The 17,695-nt window shown below is 73.9% G+C and carries 12 protein-coding genes; 9 read left to right on the forward strand and 3 right to left on the reverse strand.

Translation table 11 applies throughout. From position 1 onward, the window contains the following. The first annotated feature begins 8 nt into the window (after positions 1 to 8). From A6A06_RS20810 to A6A06_RS20830, 5 genes are read left to right on the forward strand one after another with little or no spacing between them, the layout of a single operon-like run. The gene (locus tag A6A06_RS20810) at positions 9 to 1,649 is read left to right on the forward strand and encodes a GMC oxidoreductase (protein WP_079194171.1); all 1,641 of its coding nucleotides are present in this window, start codon (positions 9 to 11) and stop codon (positions 1,647 to 1,649) included. Positions 1,650 to 1,676: 27 nt separating this feature from the next. Then, on the forward strand, positions 1,677 to 2,576 hold the full coding sequence (locus A6A06_RS20815) for a radical SAM protein (protein ID WP_073762782.1): 900 nt from the start codon (positions 1,677 to 1,679) through the stop codon (positions 2,574 to 2,576). Continuing rightward, the gene (locus A6A06_RS20820; protein ID WP_073762783.1) at positions 2,573 to 3,262 is read left to right on the forward strand and encodes a histidine phosphatase family protein; all 690 of its coding nucleotides are present in this window, start codon (positions 2,573 to 2,575) and stop codon (positions 3,260 to 3,262) included. The genes A6A06_RS20815 and A6A06_RS20820 overlap by 4 nt, the downstream gene beginning before the upstream one ends. Next, positions 3,259 to 4,341: a hypothetical protein gene (locus A6A06_RS20825; protein WP_073762784.1), complete on the forward strand. Its 1,083-nt coding sequence runs from the start codon at positions 3,259 to 3,261 to the stop codon at positions 4,339 to 4,341. The genes A6A06_RS20820 and A6A06_RS20825 overlap by 4 nt, the downstream gene beginning before the upstream one ends. Further along, entirely contained in the window at positions 4,329 to 5,087 is a 759-nt protein-coding gene (locus A6A06_RS20830; RefSeq protein WP_073762785.1) for a PIG-L deacetylase family protein, read from the forward strand. Before A6A06_RS20825 ends, A6A06_RS20830 begins: the two co-directional genes overlap by 13 nt. 53 nt (positions 5,088 to 5,140) lie before the next feature. Here the strand turns inward: A6A06_RS20830 and A6A06_RS20835 are convergent, their stop codons facing one another. After that, a complete protein-coding gene (locus A6A06_RS20835) occupies positions 5,141 to 7,069 on the reverse strand; it encodes a phosphoribosyltransferase family protein (protein WP_073762786.1) in 1,929 nt (642 codons plus the stop codon). A 164-nt stretch (positions 7,070 to 7,233) separates the two neighbouring features. Here A6A06_RS20835 and A6A06_RS20840 point away from each other — a divergent pair, with 164 nt between their 5' ends. Beyond that, positions 7,234 to 8,484: an aminotransferase class III-fold pyridoxal phosphate-dependent enzyme gene (locus A6A06_RS20840; RefSeq protein ID WP_073762787.1), complete on the forward strand. Its 1,251-nt coding sequence runs from the start codon at positions 7,234 to 7,236 to the stop codon at positions 8,482 to 8,484. A 288-nt stretch (positions 8,485 to 8,772) separates the two neighbouring features. On the opposite strand, the gene A6A06_RS20845 is transcribed toward A6A06_RS20840, so the two are convergent. Beyond that, a complete protein-coding gene (locus A6A06_RS20845; RefSeq protein ID WP_079194172.1) occupies positions 8,773 to 10,143 on the reverse strand; it encodes an alkaline phosphatase in 1,371 nt (456 codons plus the stop codon). Positions 10,144 to 10,345: 202 nt separating this feature from the next. Here A6A06_RS20845 and A6A06_RS20850 point away from each other — a divergent pair, with 202 nt between their 5' ends. The 3 genes from A6A06_RS20850 to A6A06_RS20860 all read left to right on the forward strand — a co-directional run bounded on the left by A6A06_RS20850 (position 10,346) and on the right by A6A06_RS20860 (position 12,996). Beyond that, positions 10,346 to 10,846: a hypothetical protein gene (locus A6A06_RS20850; RefSeq protein ID WP_073762788.1), complete on the forward strand. Its 501-nt coding sequence runs from the start codon at positions 10,346 to 10,348 to the stop codon at positions 10,844 to 10,846. 402 nt (positions 10,847 to 11,248) lie between these two features. Continuing rightward, positions 11,249 to 11,764 (forward strand): hypothetical protein, encoded by a 516-nt coding sequence (locus A6A06_RS20855; RefSeq protein WP_073762789.1) that lies wholly within the window; start codon positions 11,249 to 11,251, stop codon positions 11,762 to 11,764. Beyond that, positions 11,761 to 12,996, forward strand: coding sequence for an MAB_1171c family putative transporter (locus A6A06_RS20860; protein ID WP_073762790.1), 1,236 nt, complete (start codon positions 11,761 to 11,763; stop codon positions 12,994 to 12,996). The genes A6A06_RS20855 and A6A06_RS20860 overlap by 4 nt, the downstream gene beginning before the upstream one ends. 87 nt (positions 12,997 to 13,083) lie before the next feature. Here the strand turns inward: A6A06_RS20860 and A6A06_RS20865 are convergent, their stop codons facing one another. Continuing rightward, the gene (locus A6A06_RS20865; protein WP_073762791.1) at positions 13,084 to 17,094 is read right to left on the reverse strand and encodes a hypothetical protein; all 4,011 of its coding nucleotides are present in this window, start codon (positions 17,092 to 17,094) and stop codon (positions 13,084 to 13,086) included. Between the last annotated feature and the right edge of the window lie 601 nt (positions 17,095 to 17,695).

Raw genomic sequence — 17,695 nt, forward strand, 5'->3', positions numbered from 1 at the left:
GGCATCGCATGGAGCGCCTGCGGGGACCCTCGCCGCTGGAGAACACCGCCGCCCGCCACCCGGCACCGCTCGGCCCCGCCCACCGCGACGGCCTCGGCCCCGGCACCGCCGACCGCGTGTGGGACGTCTGCGTCATCGGCAGCGGCGCCAGCGGCGCGGTGGCCGCCGACCGCCTGGTCCGCCAGGGCCTCGACGTCCTCATGATCGAGGAGGGCTTCCGGCTCGCCCCCCACGTCGGCCTCGACGAGGCCGAGTCCCTGAGCCGACAGGCCCTCGCCCGCGACGACGAGGGCAACTGGACCGACGAGGGCTGGCCCTGGACCACCTCCAACCTCGGCGGCGGCACCGTCTACTACGGAGGCGCCTCCTTCCGCTACCGGCCCTTCGACTTCGACCCCGGCGAACTCGTCCACACCGACGGCGTGGACGTCCGCTGGCCCTACACCCTCGCCGACCTCGCGCCGTACTACGAAGTGCTGGAACGCCGCCTCGGCGTGTGCGGCGGCGACGCGCCGGGCGCCGCCCGCGGCAGCCGCCACAGCCGGGGCCCCGCCCACCAGCCGTCCCCGGCCGCCCGCGTCCTGCGCGCGGCGGGCGAATCCCTCGGCTACCGGCCCTTTCCGACCCCCCTGGCCATCAACCGCGACGCCCACGACGGCCGGGCGGCCTGCAACCGCGACTCCCTGTGCGTCAGCCACCTGTGCCCCACGGGCGCCAAGGGCGACGTCGTCTCGGTCTTCCTCGCCCCCCTCGCCGCCCACCCCAACTTCGCCCTGCGCACCGGGGTCCGCGCCCTGCGCCTGGAACAGGACCGCTCCGGCGAGGCCGCCGCGGTCAGCTGCCTGGACCGGCAGACGGGCCAGGCGCACAGGGTGCGTGCCCGCGTCTTCGTCGTGGCCTGCAACGCCATCCAGAGCGCCGCTCTGCTGCTGCGCTCCCGTACCCCGTACTCACCCGACGGCGTCGGCAACCACTCCCGGATGGTCGGCCGCGGACTGTGCATGAAGCTCAGCGAGTACGTGAGCGGCACGGTGGACGCCGAGCCCGCGGTCCTCGCGGACCCCCGCACCAACACCGGGCCCTTCTCCACCGTGGCCTTCCTCGACCACTACCTCGACGCCGACTGCCCCGGCGGCTTCGGCGGTCTCATCTACGAGTCCAAGCGCGACCAGCGGCACAAACTCGTCCACGACGCCCTGGAACTGCGGGTCGAGACGATCCTCGCCGACCACCCCAGCCTCGACAACCGCGTGGGCCTGTCCGGCCGCCTCGACGAGGACGGCATGCCGGCCGTGGTCATCGACTACACGCCCGACCCCCGCGACCTGGACCGGCTGCGCTACATGACCGGACGCTGCGAACGCCTGCTGCACACGGCCGGCGCCCGCGGCATCCGCCGCAAGCGCACCGGCTTCGCCCAGGGCAGCTCCCACCTGCACGGCACCTGCCGGGCGGGCCACGACCCGGCCCGCTCCGTGGTGGACGCCTGGGGACGGGTCCACTCGGCGGACAACGTCTACATCGTGGACGGCAGCTTCATGCCGTACCCGGGTGGCCTCAACCCCACCCTCACCATCCAGGCCCACGCCCTGCGCACCAGCAGGGCCATCGCCTCCCACCTGGCGGCCGACCGCGCCGCCCATGTGTGACCCGGCACGCAAGAGGAGACACGGATCATGGACACACCTGTCGTCTGGCCGCCGCGCACGCGGCGCATCCGCACCTACCGCAACATCGTCATCGACGGCGCCTGCAACCTGCGCTGCACCTACTGCGAAGTCAAGGCCATCAAGGTCGACCAGGTCGCCACCAACGCCTCCCTGGACAAGATCTTCGAGCGGTACGAGCCCGGCAACACGCTCTTCCGCGTGGAGTCCAACGGCGAGATCGCCCTGTACCCCAAGATCCTCGACCACCTCCAGGGCCGCGCCGCCGACGGCTGGCACATCGAGGTGCTGAGCAACGGCACCCGCCTGCCGCGCTGCCTGAAGGGCCGCGAGAACCTGATGTGGGTCTTCTCCGTCGACGGCCACACCGCCCGGATGAACGCCAAACGCGGCATGTCCCAGGAACAGGTCGACCGCATCCTGGACACCGCCGTCGAGCTGGGCGCCGAACTCCAGATGGTCTACCACGACCAGAGCCTGGAGGAGGTCAACGAGTTCATCGACCTGCTGTCCGCCCGCAACTACACCGGCCTGCTGCACTTCATGCCGCTGCTGGCCTTCAAGGGCCGCCCGCTGACCGTCAACCTGCGCTACGAGGACCTGCACCCCGCCCCGTTCCTCGCCCCGTCCGAGTACTTCCGCCGCTGGAACCACATCTTCGAGACCGGCAAGCGCGACGCGGTCTGCGACCAGATCTCCAACGGCTACAACTACTCGGTCTCCGACGACCGCATCGAGATGGTCAAGTGCGACTGCTACTCGGTCCCCAAGCACCTCTACCACGACTTCGGTGACATACGGGAGTTCGACAACTGGCCCTGCGGCACCTGCATCGCCAACCAGGAGTTCAACAACTCCCGCCCGCGCATGCAGGTCCCCGAGGGCCGGATAACCCTGCCCCTCGTATGAGCACCGCACAGCGGTTCGTGCTGGTGCGCCACGCCCAGGCCGCCGTCAACATCCTCGGCGACGACGACCTCATGACCGCCCACGACACCGACGCCGACCTCACACCGCTGGGGGAGGAGCAGGCACGGGCGCTCGCCGGCCACCTGGCGGGCGACCGTGCCGCCTGGCCCGGACCGCCCGGCGCGGACGCCTACCGCCTCTACACCAGCCCCCAGCGGCGCGCCCGGCGCACGGCCGAGCCGCTGGCCCGCCTCCTGGGCCTGGCCGCCGTCACCGACCCGCTGCTGGCCGAGGCGCACTCCCCGCCCCGCTTCCCGCGACCCCTGCGGGTACGGGAGTGGGACGCCGTCCTGGAAGAGCGGCTGCGCCGCACCGACGCGGAGATCGCCGGTGTCGAGAGCTGGACGGCGCAGCGCGCCCGGGTCCGGCGGTTCCTGCGCGAACGCTGCGGGGACCGGCCGGGCGCGGGCTTCGTGCTGGTCTCGCACGCCGAGACCATCCAGGCACTGCTGCTGGAACTCCTGGGCCTGGACGACTCCGTCCTGCTCGCGGCCCGCTTCAAGGTCAGCAACACCGGCGTGTTCATCGTCGACAGGACCGTGGACGCCCCCACGGACGGAACGGAGCAGCCATGCGGCTACCTGGTCGTGGCCAACTCGAAGACGCACCTGGCCCGGACGGCGTGAGCGGCGCACCGGAGCCCGGCCGGGCGACCGGCTCGTCGCCGGACGCCCCCCGTGCCCTGTTCGAGATCTACGACGAGGGCTTCGCCTGCGACACCTGGGGCGGCGTGGAGACCGCCCTGTGGAGCCTGGCCGAAGGGCTGCGCGCCCTCGGCGTGCAGGCCGACTTCTACCCCTCCTCACAGGGGACCGACCTCGAAGCGCTCGCCGGGCGGGTGGCCCGGGAGCGGACCGACGCGGTCTTCCCGCTGGTGGAGAGCGCCCTGTTCCGCGGCGACCGGTGGCGCCGACTTCCCGCGCTGCACCGGCGCGTGGTCCGTATCTGGCACGACGTCAGCCACCTGACGCCGGACCTCACCACCCCACCGCCATGTCCGGCGCACACCCCCGGCACGGCACCGGACCCGGACGCCGGGTGCCCGGCCACCCCGGCCCACCCGGACGGGCCCATGCGCGAGGTCTTCCTGCGCGACCTGCCCTGGACCCGCTGTTTCCCCGACCGCGCGTACATCCCCTGGGCCGCCGACCACCTGCCCGCCGAGGACCTGCGCGACATCCGCGGGCCCGTCGTCATCCAGCTCGGCAAGACACCCGTCGAGGACGCCGAACGCTGTCTGACCCGGCTCCTGGAGGCCCGGTTGCCGGTCCGGGCGGTGTTCGCCACCTGGTCCCGGCAGGGCCGGGCCGCCCGGGACCTGGTCCACGAACGGGCCGCGTCCGGCGATATCGAGGTGTTCGACACCTACGACATCCGCACCGACTGGAAACGGGTGTACGGGGGAGCGCGGCTGTTCGTGCTGCCCTCCGTCTTCCACGAGACCTTCAACTTCGCCGCGGCCGAGGCCGTCCAGCTCGGACTGCCCGTCGCGACCCTCGCCGACTGCGGGGCCCTGCCCGGCTTCGCGTCGCTGACCGCCGCCACCGTCGAGGACCTGATGGACCGGGTCGTCACGGACGGCGCGTCGGTCCGCCCCCGGCCGCGCTCGCGGACCGGCTGGGACGAGGTCGCCCGGCACTACGCGCGGCTCATCACCACGACCGGGGACCGCGCCCGGCACGAGGAGGCGGCATGCCGGACCTGATCACCGAACTGCGCACCCACCGCACCCTGCTGATCGCCCCGCACCCGGACGACGTGGCCTACTCCTGCGGCGGCGCGCTCGCGGCCTGCGCCGGAGCCGCGCAGGCCGTCCTGCTGACCGTCTTCACCCGCTCCGCCTGGGCGCTGCCCAAGCGGCTGCGCGCGGCGGGCCCGGCGGTGATCAGCGCCCGGAGGCAGGAGGAGGAACTGCGGTACTGCCGTGCCCGGGGGCTGGAACGCTACGTACCGCTGGGCCTGGACGACGCGAGCCTGCGCGGCTACGACGACGACACGGAGATGACGGCGGACCCGGCGGCCGATCCGGCCCGCGAGCGGGTCGCCCAAGTGATCGCGGAGGCCGTCCGCGACCTGCGGCCCGGCCTCCTGCTGGCCCCCGCCGCAGTCGGCGGGCACGTCGACCACCGCCTGGTGCACGACGCCGTACGGGATTCGGCACACGACGGCGTACGGCGGCTCTACTACGAGGACCTGCCCTACGCCGCCCATCAGGCGTCCGCGGACCTGGAGAAGACCCTCACGGCGGAACGGAATCTCGTCCCCTACACGACCACCGACGTGGCGCACGTCTTCCAGGAGAAGGTGCGCGGCATGTACATCTACGGCAGCCAGACGGACGAGGAGTGCGTACGCGAAGTGACCCTGCACGCACGGCGGACGGCCGGGACCGCACCCGGCGGCCGTGCCGAGCGGGTATGGGCACCGGCCCCCGCCGGCCGGGCCCGGTGAACGGCACGCGCCTCGCGGGCCGCCCCGGACCCGGCCGCCGTACGACGGCCGGGTCAGCGCAGCCCGGCCACGTAACGGGCCATGGCGTCCAGGTCCTCCCGGATGCGCAGCGCGGCGGCGGCATCCGGCGCGGGGCAGCGCCGCAGCCACGACTTCACGTTCCACCACAGGGCCTCACCGGCCAGGTCCAGCGCGGCGTCCAGCAGCGGATCGTCGGCCAGGGCCGCGCGCAGCTCGTCCAGACACGCACCGTCCAGCCGGTTCTCGACCACGAACGAGGCGATCTCGGACTCCAGCGGCCCGCCCCCGCCCCAGACCCAGTCCAGCCCGAACCGCCGCACGGACACCGGCTCGTACGCCCCGCCGGGCACCTTCACCCGCCAGTGCCAGCCCTGGTGCGAGTACGGCAGCGACGTCCGCAGCAAACGGCCCCGGATGCCGCCCAGCGCCGCCCGCCGGGGCAGATGCCGGTCGAGCCAGGCCCCGTCCACCGGCAGCGGCCCGGACAGCCGCTCCCGCAGCCGCCGCAGCGCGCCGTCCAGCCGCTCCCGGGGGTCGTGGACGACGGCCCCGTCCACCTCGCCCAGCCCGCCCAGGGACTCCAGCCCCCGCCAGTAGCGGACCACGGCCTCCAGCGCCCGGCGGCGCCACGGGCCGGACGGCCCGGCCAGCGCGGGACCCAGCGGGAGCAGGCCCGGCTCGTGCGCCGTGACGAGATAGCCGTCGACGTGGTGGCGCTCGGGCGGCAGGAACTCGCCCAGCGCGGCCAGGGACCGGGCACCCGCCGCGCCGTGCGGACCCGCACCGACGAACCGGAAGTGGTACGCGCCGCCCTCCCCGGCATCCGTGACGAGGGAGAACGGGCGGTTGCGCGGGCTGATGCGGCGCGGCCCCGGAGCGCCGTCCGCCTCCGCGGAGGAGCTTGTCGGCGTGCCGTAGCGCTCGTGGAACGGACTGCCGAAGGGGACCGGCCGGTAGTGCGGCCCGTCGGCGGGGAGGACACCGAGCGCCTCGGCGCGGGCCGTCAGCCGGTCCGCGTCGGCAGGGGCGAGCAACTGCCACAGCCGGGGCGGCGCGGCACGCACCGGCGAGGTCTCCACGACGGGCCGCAGCCCGTCGCCGTCCGGGCGGTACACGCGCCCCGGCGAGGCGAACACGAAGTCGCGCACGGCCGGGAAGCGCCGCCGCAGGGCGTCGCACACGGCACGGGCGGTGTTCCCGGTGTCCGGCTGGTCGTCCACGGCGACGACGGTAGTCCCCGGGGGCAGCTCCGTCGGCAGCCGACCGGTCTCGGCCGGTACGAGTTCGGCGCGCCCCGCCCGGCGCAGCGGCCGCAGCGTGGTCCAGGCGGCGGCCTGGCGCCCCTGAGCGGCGACGGCCGCCGCCCACAGGGGAGCCAGGTAGGAGCCGCCCGTACGCACCCCCACCACGAACACCGGCCCCGCGGGCGCCGTTTCGCGCAGCCACGCGGTGGCCTGGGCGTGGACCGGCGGCAGGTCGGCGAGGTCGTACGCATAACACTCGGGTGTCTTCCAGTCCGACGCGTGCCGCAGCAGTGCTTCGGTCGCCGCGTCGTCCCGGGCCGCCCCGGAACGCCACAGTGCGGCGGTCTGCGCCACGGCGGAGGCCATGGCGTGCCGGAGGAAGGCGTCCCGGGGCATGGGGGCGTCCTGCCCTGGCCCGGCCGCGACGGCCCGCGCCAGAGTCAGACATGCCCGGCGGACCTCGGCCAGGAGCGTGTGCGCCGCCGCCGGTGCGGTCCGGCACGCGGCCGTGTCCGCGAGGATCTGCTCGATGAAGCAGGCGCAGGCGTACCGGGCCTCCGCGCCGCCGTCCCGCACGGTGTGCTCCAGGAACGCCCGGTGCAGCGGCGGCAGTCCGGGCGGCGCGGCCCCGCCGTCCGGCCGCGGGACGCCGCCGTCCGCCCCGGAGAACGCCGGAGTGCTGCCTCCGCAGGTGAACCGCTCGTCGGTGGTCCGCACGATTTCTCCTCCGCTTTCTCTCCCCGGCCCTCGATTCCGACTCGCGGTTTCCGGAGTTCTGCTTTCCGGCCTTTTGCTCTTCGGTACCTTTCGCGGCCGTTGGGCCATGACTGTGTCCGTGGCACCGACCTCCGATCAACAGCACGCCTGGAAAAGGAACAACAATGACGCGAAATTCCTCCACGCTGGCCGAAAGGCCGACCTGCCCCAAGGACGCGGAAGGCAATCCCCGGATATTCACGGCGGCACGCGGCGCCCGGCTCACCGACAGCGCGGGGAAGGAGTGGATCGACTTCGACAACGCCCGGGGTTCGGTCGTCCTGGGCCACGGGGACCCCGAGATCGCGGAGGCGGTCGCCCGCGCCGCCACCGGCGCGGCCGGCACCACCACCGGCTGGAGCCCGCTGCTCGACACCGTCACCGGCCGGCTGCTCGCCCTGTGCGGCGGCGAGGTCGTCGGCCTCTTCCGCACCGGCACCTCGGCCGTGCGCGCGGCCGTGCTGGCGGTACGCGAATCCGTCGGCCGGCCCCTGGTCCTGAGCTCCGGCTACCACGGGTACGACCCCATGTGGTACCCGCCGCGGACCCCGTTGGAGCCCAACGCGGACGGCATCGTCGACTTCTTCTACGACCTCGACCTGCTGGCCGGACTGCTGCGCGACCGCGACCGGGTCGCCGCCGTGGTCCTCTCGCCCGACCACATGCACCTGACGCCGAGCTGGTACGCACGGGCACGCGCCCTGCTCGCCGACGCGGACGTCCCGGTGATCGTGGACGAGGTCAAGGTGGGCCTGCGCTACGGCCCGGGACTGTCCACGGCGGACCTGCTGGACGCCGACGTGTGGGTGGTCGCCAAGGGCATGGCCAACGGGTACCCGACGGCCGCGGTCGGCGGCTCGCGCACCCTGCTCAAGCCGCTGCGGGAGGTGTCCTTCACCTCCTTCTTCGAGCCCACCGTCCTGGCCGCGGCCGACCGTACCCTCGCCCGCGTGGCCACCGGCGCCCCCCAGCGGACCGTGCGCGAGGCGGGCGAGCGCTTCCTCGCCCACGCCCGCAAGGCCCTCGCCGGAGCCGGGCTGCCGGTGGAACTCGCAGGTGACGGTTCCTTCTTCCAGTTCGTGGCCGCCACGCGGGAGCTGGAGAAGGCGCTGTGGCGGGCGGCGGAGGACGAGGGACTGCTGTTCTACCGGGGCGACAACCAGGCCGTCTCCGAGGCGTTCGGACCGGACGTCCTGGACGACGCCGAGGCCCGCTTCACCCGCGTCTGCGACCGGCTGGCGCCCTACGCCTCGGACGTCCGGGTGAGCGAGGAGGCCCGCTACCAGGCGGCCTGGAACGTCATCGACGGGCTGCGCGACGCCGAGCGCGACGACCGGACCACCCGGGAGTGGATCAGCCGCCTCCTGGACGACTGACGGGCCGGGAAAGGGAATCGGCGCGTATTCCCCACGGGTCCACCGGACGGGCCGACGGGAATTCTCCGGAACAGCGGGAACGTATCGGGTGCCCCGTTCCGTGAATCCGTCGGCCCGTTTCCTCGGCCTGCCGTGAAATGTCTCGGCAGCCCGTTCCCGGGCCGCCGGATTCTTCCGTCGTGAGGCAAGGGGCAATCACCCGGCAGGCGACCCGGGAACGCGGTGGAAGCCATTTCTGGCACGTCCCGGGAAACGGCCTCCACCGCGTCGTGGTGTGCCCGGCCGCGCTCAGCGCAGCCTGAGCGCCTCGGTGATGGTCGTGAACAGTTCCGTCTGGTCGGTGACCCCTTGGACCCGCTCGGCGTACGGGCCCTGTGCGGCGATACGGACCTGGGTCCCGGTGTGCTCCTGGCCGTCCTCCGGAGTCGTGGTGGTGGAGTAGCTGACCTTGAGCCGGCTGCCCTCGTCCGTGACGAGCGTGGACGACAGGCCGGGCGGAGTGGCGTCCAGGGGAACGATCTGGCTGCTGTGGCCGTGGTCGGCGGTGGTGATCACCAGCGTGCCGGGATGCCGGTCGGCGTAGTCGCGGGCGACCTTGACGGCCCGGTCGAAGGCGGCGGTCTCACCGATCTGGCCGCAGGGGTCCGCCTCGTGGCCCTGCTTGTCGATGGACGCGCCCTCCACCTGGAGGAAGAAGCCCCGGTCGGCGCCGCCCGCCCGTGCCCCGGCCGTCAGCAGTTCGAGGGCCTTGGCGGTCTGCTGCCCCAGGGTCGGAGTCCCGGCGGGGCGCGCCGGGTTGGCGGTGACGCAGCGCTGCGGCTCGGTGCCGCCCGCCGCCGCGGGCCTGCCCGTCCACTCCACGGGGACCGCGCCGGGGGCGAACAGGCCCAGGAGCGGCCGTCCCGGGGCGGCCGTGCGCAGTCCGCGGGCGTCGGTGACCACCCGGTAGCCGAGCTTCTCGGCCTGCTGGGCCACGGTCATGCCCCGGTAGGGGCCCTGGGTGATCTTCTGGTCGAAGCGCTGGCGGCCGCCTCCGAGCAGCACGTCGGGCCGCAGCCGTACGGACTGTTCGGCGATCGATCCGGGGCCGCCCCGCGCGATGGTGTCGCGGGGGCAGAGCTCCATGTCGGCCGGTCCCTGGCAGTCGCGGTCGGTGGCGTGGGCGGCCATCGCGGCGGGGGTGGCGTCGGTCAGTTCGGCGGTGGTCACGGACCCGGTCGCGAGGCCCTTGGCGCGGGCCAGTTCGAGGATCGTGGGCAGCGCGGTGTCGGTTCCGGGGGTCTTGGAGATCCGTCCGTTGACGGTCTTGTGCCCCGTGGCCCAGGCGCTGGCGCTGGCGGCCGAGTCGGTGACGTAGTCCGGGCGCCCCTGGCTGTCGACGGAGTACGTCGTGTACGTACCGGTCGACGGGAAGCGGTCCATGTGCAGCCGTCCGCCCGCGCCCACCGTGTAGTCGCGGGCCAGCGTGATCTCCGAGTCGCCCATGCCGTCACCGATGAGCAGGATCACGTTCCGCGCCGCCCGCGGACTCCCGCCGCCCGCCCCGTCGGCGGTGGCCGTGGTCAGCGCGGGGACCGCCGCCGCGACGAGCAGGGCGACGGCTCCCTGGACGAGCCGGCGGCGCCGGGGCCGGGTGCTGCGGGGAAGCGGTGCTTTCATCGTGCCGGACCTCCGTCTTCACGGGGCCGTGGGCGGCCCGGTGAGGCTTGTCAACAACAGCGGATGGAATGCTGAGTGAGCGTACGCCAGATGGTGGATCCGTTGTCAACAAGGGTGAACGATGGTATTGATGAGCACGGTAAGTTGCCCGCTTCAGCGGGTGTCCGGGTCGGTACGGGACCTTCTTCGGTAAGGGCGGCGCATGGGTGACAACGCATCGGCATCCGAGCAGGCCGGTCGCCCGCTGGTGCGCAAGTTCGACCAGCGGCTCAACGAACTGATCGCCGCCCTGCACCCCGACGAACGCAAGCGTCCCGGCTACGCCCGGCTGGCCAAGGAGATCCGTGAGACCACGGGGGGCACGATCTCCGGCACCTACCTGTGGGAACTCGCCACCGGCAAGAAACGCAACGTCACCTTGGAACAGCTCGACGTCCTCGCCGAGTACTTCGGCGTACCGCCCGAGTACTTTCTCAGCGAGGAGGTGGCCGAGCGGGTCAATTCCCAGCTCGAACTGGCCACCGCGCTGCGCGACGCCCGGGTCCGCAACCTCGCCCTGCGGGCCGACGGACTCTCGCCGGCCACCCTGGACGCGCTGCTGGTCATGGTCAACGAAGCCCGCAAGGTGCAGAACCTGACGTCCGTCGACGACGTGTCGGACGGCACCGGGACCGCGAACGGCAGTGGCGCCGCGAGCGGATGAACCACCGTGCCGGACGCGGGCCGGCACGCAGCACGATGGCCGCCGGCGCCTGGAGGGGCGCCACGCATGGGGAGGCTGTGGATGCATCAGGGAGGCGAAGGCCGCGGCACGTTACGACGTGACCCGGTCCGGCGGACAGGGGCGGCACGGCCGATCAGGCCGGGGCCGCCCACGGACATGACGGCGCCGTACGGCCCCACGGGCTGACCCGGGGCGCCCCTTCGCCGGCCGGTACGTCGGCACCACCGGCCAGGTCGACCGCTCTCACCGATCCGCCGCACGACACCCGCCTCCAGGGCGGGCCCGTCGCGCTGCCCGCGGACCGGACGGCCGAAGTCAGTCCCCTCGAACCCGCCTCGCAACCAACGCCGTTGCCCACGGAAGGGCCGACAGGAACCCCCCATGCCATATCGGTATGTCCAATTACGCCGTCGCTGCCAGCAGAAGCTGGACCAGTTCGACCTCCCCCGCTCGTTCTCCATGGACGCCCTGTGCGACAGCGTCTCCCGGCAGCGCGGCCGCCCGCTGTACCTGCACCCGCTGCCGGACCAGGCCGCCACGGCCGGCGCCTGCGGCCTGTGGCTCGCGACCGACACGGACGACCACATCTTCTTCGAGCAGCACACGGTACGGCTCCACCAGGAGCACATCGTGCTGCACGAGATCGGGCACATGCTGTTCGACCACCACGCCGTGGACGGCCGCGCGGGCTCCCCGGTCCTGTCCGGCCTCTTCCTCGACCTCGACCCGCGACTCGTGCGGCGCCTGCTCGCCCGCACCAACTACAGCACGCGCCAGGAGCAGGAGGCCGAGATGCTCGCCAGCCTGATCCGCGCGGGAGACCACGGGCCGGGCACGGAACGGGACGGGGTGCTGCGCAACCTCGGCGCCGCCCTCGGTGTGAGCGGCCGCCGGTGACCGCCGATCTGAACGCGCTGGGACCCTGGTACCTGGTCGTCGGCGTCTGCTGCCTGTGGAGCGCGGTCCTCCTGCGCTGCCGCTCCGCCGTCTGCTCGCCCCACCAGCGCGGCCTGTGGCTGGCCGTCGCCACCGCCGCCGTGGCCATGACCATGGAGCTGCCCGCCGTCGACGGCTTCCTCCAGGCCCGCATGGGGTTCGGGCACCTGCACCACCTGATACGGGACCTGTTCGGGGTGCTGTCAGCGGGAGCCGTCCTGCACTTCGTGGCGACCTCCGGGAACTGCCGGTACGGCAAGGGGGTGTACGTGGCGGTCGCCGCCATGACGGCGACGCTGGTCACCCTGGACCTGCTGGCGGCATCGCACGGCGGACACACCGCCCACGGCGTCCGGGCGACGGCCGAGACCACCGCGTACTGGCTGCTCCTCATGGCGATGCACCTCCTCGCCGGTGGCCTGTGCTTCCGCCTGTGCTGGCGCTACGCCGGACGCACCGACAGCCGCTCGCTCAGGCTGGGCCTGTGGCTGTTCGGCTGGGGCAGCGCCTCCGCCGGGCTCTTCTGGGCGGGCCACTTCCTCCTGTTCTCCACCAACACGGAGCAACCGGCCCTCTGGCTGCGGCTGCTGATGGTCGTGCAGGGCGTCCTGTGGGCGGCGGCCATCCTCGTCCCCGTCGTGGCCGCCTCGGCCGGTGCCGTCGGACACATCGGAACGGTGTGGCGGCTGTGGCCGCTGTGGCGGCACCTGGTGGACGCCGCACCCCACGTCGCCCTGATGAAGCCCCGCTGCCGCCTGCTGGAACTCCTGCGGCCCCGGCACTCCTGGCGCCTCCTCGGCTACCGCAAGGTCATCGAGACCCGCGACGCCATCCTCGGCCTGCGCGGCTACGCGGGCCCCGCCGTCCCCGGCCTCGCCCGCCGCTACACGGCCACCGCGGGCCTGGCCGACGCGGAAGCGGACGTGGTCGTCCTGGCCTGCGAGCTGAGCGAGGCCCGCCGCGCCAAACTCGCCGGACTGCCCCGGCGCACGGATCCGGACCGCTCGTTCGGCGGGGACAGCCGCGACCTCGACGACGAGACCGCCTTCCTCCTCCGGCTGGCCCGCGCCTACCACTCGCCCCACGTACGGCGGTTCCACCTCTACATGGCGGGCCAGGACACGGCGGCCCGCAGCCCGCGGGACCGCTTCCCGGGCGGCGCCGGACACCCGCCGACGCCCTCCGCGTCCTGAACGCGCCGCCGGGCGGCCGGCCCAGGCACCGCCGCCTGCCCGCGTCCGCCCGGTGCTCCGGGACGGACGCGGACAGGCGGCGCCGGTTCACTCCCCGGTACGCGCCCGCGCCGCGCGGAACAGCGGGTCGGCCTCGTCCACCTTGGAGCGGACCGGCGCCCGGAAGCGTGGCCCGCCGTCCGCCCGGCCCAGGGCACCGGCGATGGCCTCCTCCTGCACCTCGGAGAACCCTGCGGGGACGGTCTCCAGGTCCGTCACGAGCCGGTCCAGGACACCGGATCCGAGCACCTCGGCGTACCGGTGCACCAGGTACTGCTTGCACCGGCGGAAAGCCCCGGGCCGCTCCGCCAGCTCCGCCGCCACCGCGGCGGCGTTGCCGGGCCGCAGCAGGGCGGCGGGCGTGTGCCGCAGCAGAGATCCCGCCAAGCCCGTCAGCGACACGGCCTCCTTGTCACCGCACCCGGCGGCCAGGCGGTCGCGCACGTCCCGGCGGCGCAGCAGGCTCGTCGCCAGCAGATCCGCCCACGGCCGCCCGCCCTCGCGCAACACCCCGGCGGACTCCTCGGGCCACAGCGCCGCGGCCGTCAGGGTGAGCTGCTGGCCCCGCACGAACAGGGCGTTCCAGGCGTCCGGAGTCCGTTCCCCGGCCAGTTCCTCCCACAGGGCGTCCATACGGGCGAACGCGGCGGCGCTCCCCTCGCGGACCGCGCGCGCCACCTCCGCACGCGTGTCCCCGTCCAGGCAGACCGCGGCCATCGCGGTGCCCAGCGGCAGCGACTCCACGGCCTCGTACTGGTCGGAGTCGTCCAGTTCCCGGCGGTAGGCGACCAGACCGGTGAAGTACTCCTTCCACACGTCGTCGGCGAACGCCTCGCCGAGCCCCTCGACCTCCTCGTTCTCCACGTAGGAGAAGTCGAAGGAGGCGTCGAGCATGGTGCGCAGCAGCTCCAGGGCCAGCCGCATGCGCGGATAGGTGAAGCGGTCGGCGCCGCTCGGACGCACCTCGATGCGCAGCGTCCAGGTCCCCGCCATCAGCAGCTTGTCGGCGCGCAGGACCAGGTCGGGGAACCAGTCGCCGAAGCGCCGCAGCAGCACCGTGAACGCCAGCAGACGCCCGGTCTCCGCCTCTTCCACCCCCGGCTGCTCGCTCCACTCGACCTCGATCCGGTCCGGCCGGAACAGCAGGCTGGCCTTGTGGATCGACAGCGGGATCTCCAGCTCGAAGGAGTCACGCGTGAAGCGCAGCAGCTTGTTGCCGCCCCGGCAGAAACGGTCACAGAACCGGTGCAGCTCCACGAGACGGCCGGGGGCCTGCTCGACGGGGAAGCGCTCCAGGCGGGACAGCAGCCACTGGTGCAGAAGGTTGTGGAGCTGATGCGGGTTGTCCGGCGCGACCGAGCCGCCCTCACCGGCCGCCGCGAGGTCCACCACCAGCCGGGGCTGGGTGAAGTGCTCGATCGTGTAGTCGGTGTGCGGTTCCCCCGCGCGCCACCCCGCGATCCACTCCCGGAAGACCGCGACGGCGCGCCGCTCGTCCTCGGCCAGCCCGCCGGCCCCGGCGGCGTCCAGCCAGGCGGCCATCACGTCCAGGTACAGCCGGTACAGGAACGGCTCCGGCCGGTCCACGAGCTGCAGCAGGATCTTCTTCAGCGCCGCGTCGTAGACCTCCACCAGGTCGGAGTGGACGAGGTCCAGCAGCGGCCGGGCACCGGGCGTCCACCGGTCACCGGCGACGAAGGCCCGGTAGGCGGCGTTGAGTTCGCGGGCCCGCCCGGTGGCCTCGCCCAGACCGGCCGCGGCCGTGAACGTGCTCTCGCACTCCTTCAGCCGCAGATAGCCCTCCGCGAAGCCGTCCTCCCCGGCGGCCAGACCGAGCAGGCGCGGCGCCTCGCCCGGCGGCATCGAGGACGACAGCAGCAGGGCACACCACCGCTCGACGCGGTCGGGAGCGTCCGGCGGGAGCAGAGCGAGGGTGTCCAGCAGCACCCGCTCCCGCTCCTCCGGGGTGTAGACGCACAGCGCGTCCATGTCGTCCGTCATACGCCGTACGACGCGCAGCAGACGGAACGCCGCGCGGGGCGCCCCGGCCGTGACCAGGGCGGCGCTCACGCGGACGGTTCCGGCGCGCACCGTGGCCGGGATCCGCGCGTCGTCGTCGAGTTCGGCCAGCGCCACGGCGGGACGCAGATCGGCGCAGGCCGCGACGGCGGCCACCTCCGGTACGTCCTCGTGCGCCAGGGCGGCGGTGGCCGCGGGGAACCCCTCGCCCGGGGTCAGGACCCCCCGGGCGGCGAGCACGGCACGCAGACTGGCGCGCGCGGTCCCGGGAACCCCGTCGAGCAGCGCGCGGGCGGCCGCGTCCTTCCCCTTCTCGGCCAGACAGGTGGCGAGCTGGGCCAGGAAGGCGGGGGACTCCACCCGGTCCGGGCCGTGATCGCGGACGCGGCGGAACGAGGCGGAGGACGGCAGCAGGCTCTGCTCCAGCACCCGGTCCTTGACGATGGGCGGCAGACCGGGCAGGGCCCGTACGGCGTCGGCGCCCGGCATCGACTCCACGGTGGGCGCCCGCCCCGCCTTGTCCACGGCGTCGGCCGCGTCGGCACACTGCTCCGGGGAGAACAGCAGCCGGGCGTCGGCGGGCACGTCCGCGACCCGGCGCGGGCTGGTGTGCAGGAGGGGCGGCTCGCCGTCGCCGAAGAAGCAGACACGGCTCCAGGGGTCGGCCAGGGCGTAGGAGGCCCAGCCCGGCAGCTCGTCCAGGCGCGTGCGCAGCACCGCGACGCCCGCCTGACGGAACATCACCGCCGCGTGCTCGGCGGGGCTGCCGCGCTCGACGAAGACATGCCCGACGCGCTCGCGCTGCGGCCCGTCCAGGCCCAGGTAGCGGGCCCAGGCGTCGTCCAGCGTGATCGCCGCGAGGTACGCCGTGGCGGCGATCCGGCGGGGCGGGACGAGGAACTCGGCGGGCAGGGCGGTGCAGGCCTCCTGCCAGGTCCGGTGGGAGTCCTCGGTGAGCACCTCCACGCGCGGTTCGGGGTCGAACGCCGTGGCGGGACGGACCTGCACCAGGCGCAGCGCCGAGGTACGCACCTGCCGCAGCATCGCGCGCTGCCACAGCACGCTCCCGGCGGCGTCACCGGCCAGCCAGGCGACGCTGTTGCCCCGGGCGTCGACGCGCTGCGCGGCGGCGAACCCGAAACCGAGCGCGAGCTGCCCGGCGGGGCCCAAGGAGGCGGCAGCGTCCCCGGCCGTCGCGTCCCCGCCCGCCGCTTCCCCGGCCGCGCCCGCAGCCGTATGGCCGTCGCGGGCCTCGGTCAGGCTGGTCACCGAGACCGGCCCGGCGTCGGTCTCCACCACCCACTCGCAGTCCAGGCGCGCCTCGCCGAAGGTACGGTGCAGCCGGCGCAGCCAGCCGGTGATGTCCGCGACCGTGCCCTCGTCGAGCAGGGGCAGTTCGTCCTCCGCGGGCGGCGCGCCGTCCGCGGGCGCGGCGTCGATCAGGGGCTGGACGAAGACCGGGATGGGGCCGGGCCGGTGGTCCGGGTCGGCGAGCCGTTGCTGGGCCACGGCCCGCTCGGTGCAGCCGCTCCACACGACGGCGGCGACGGTGGCGTACAGCTCCGCCTCGCCGGGGCACACGACGCTGTCGTAGCCTCCCGCGTTGACGTTCACCGCGGTGTCCTCGGCGCCGGAACTGCGGACGATCCAGGGCGCCGGACCGCACTCCGCCCGTACCTCGGCCGCCAGACCGGGGCGCTGTTCCCGCAGGTGGGCGCCGTAGGCACGGACCAGCGCGGGGTGGTCGTGCGTGCCGTCGGGGGAGAGCCGGGTGCCGGTACGGGAGGCGAAGGCGCGGGCCTCCGCGTCGTCCAGCGGTAACACGGGGAGGGCGACCGGCCGGTAGGCGGGATCGGCGGCCAGCAGGAGCAGCCGGGCGCACTTGGTGCCGTACCGCGCTTCCAGGTCCCGGCGGTCCTGGTCGGCGGCTGCGTGGTGTCCGTTGTGCCGGTCGTCGTGCTGGTCGCCGCGGACGTGGTGGTAGTCGTGGTCGGCGGGCGGGGAGGTGCTGATCGCGGTGGACTCGGAATCAATGTCCATGGTCTGGCAATACACCGTTTCTCGTTGTGCGTTCGGGTGGCGCGACTGGCCTGCGCGCCCTCGTCCGCATCGGCTTCGGAAGCGTCCGCCGTCGTTCTTCCGGAGCGCGCGTGGGCGCTCCTCGAACGAGGCAGGGATGGTGGGGCAGGGAACGGCGAGGCGGGTGGCGGGGCGCCGTGGGAGGAGCGAAGGAGACGGATCTCCTCGGCCCCGCTCCGGACGGCGACGCGCGGGCCGCGTCGGGCCGCCTCCGGACCGCGTGCTCGTGGCACGCACCGTAGGGGTGGGCGATCTCGGCTGCCCCGGCCCCGCGTGAATGTCCGGCCGGGCGTCGCGGGTACGCCGGAGGAGCCCTCGGCCGTTTCCCGCTTCCGCACGGCGGACCGGGAGCACGGACCGCTTCCGGGCGCGGCGGGCAGCAGCGGACTGCACTGCGGGCACCGCGGGTGCGGCGAGGGACCGGCACGCAGGGCGTGCCGGGTGGGTGAAGCAGGCGCGGTGTGCGATGGGTCAACCGGGCATGACACGCCGTCCTCGGCCGTTCATGCCGCAGCGGGACGCCAGGGCGCGGCCCTTCGCCCGGGGTGCGGGCCGGACCGGT

The organism is Streptomyces sp. CB02923, from assembly GCF_001905005.1.
GTDB lineage: Bacteria > Actinomycetota > Actinomycetes > Streptomycetales > Streptomycetaceae > Streptomyces.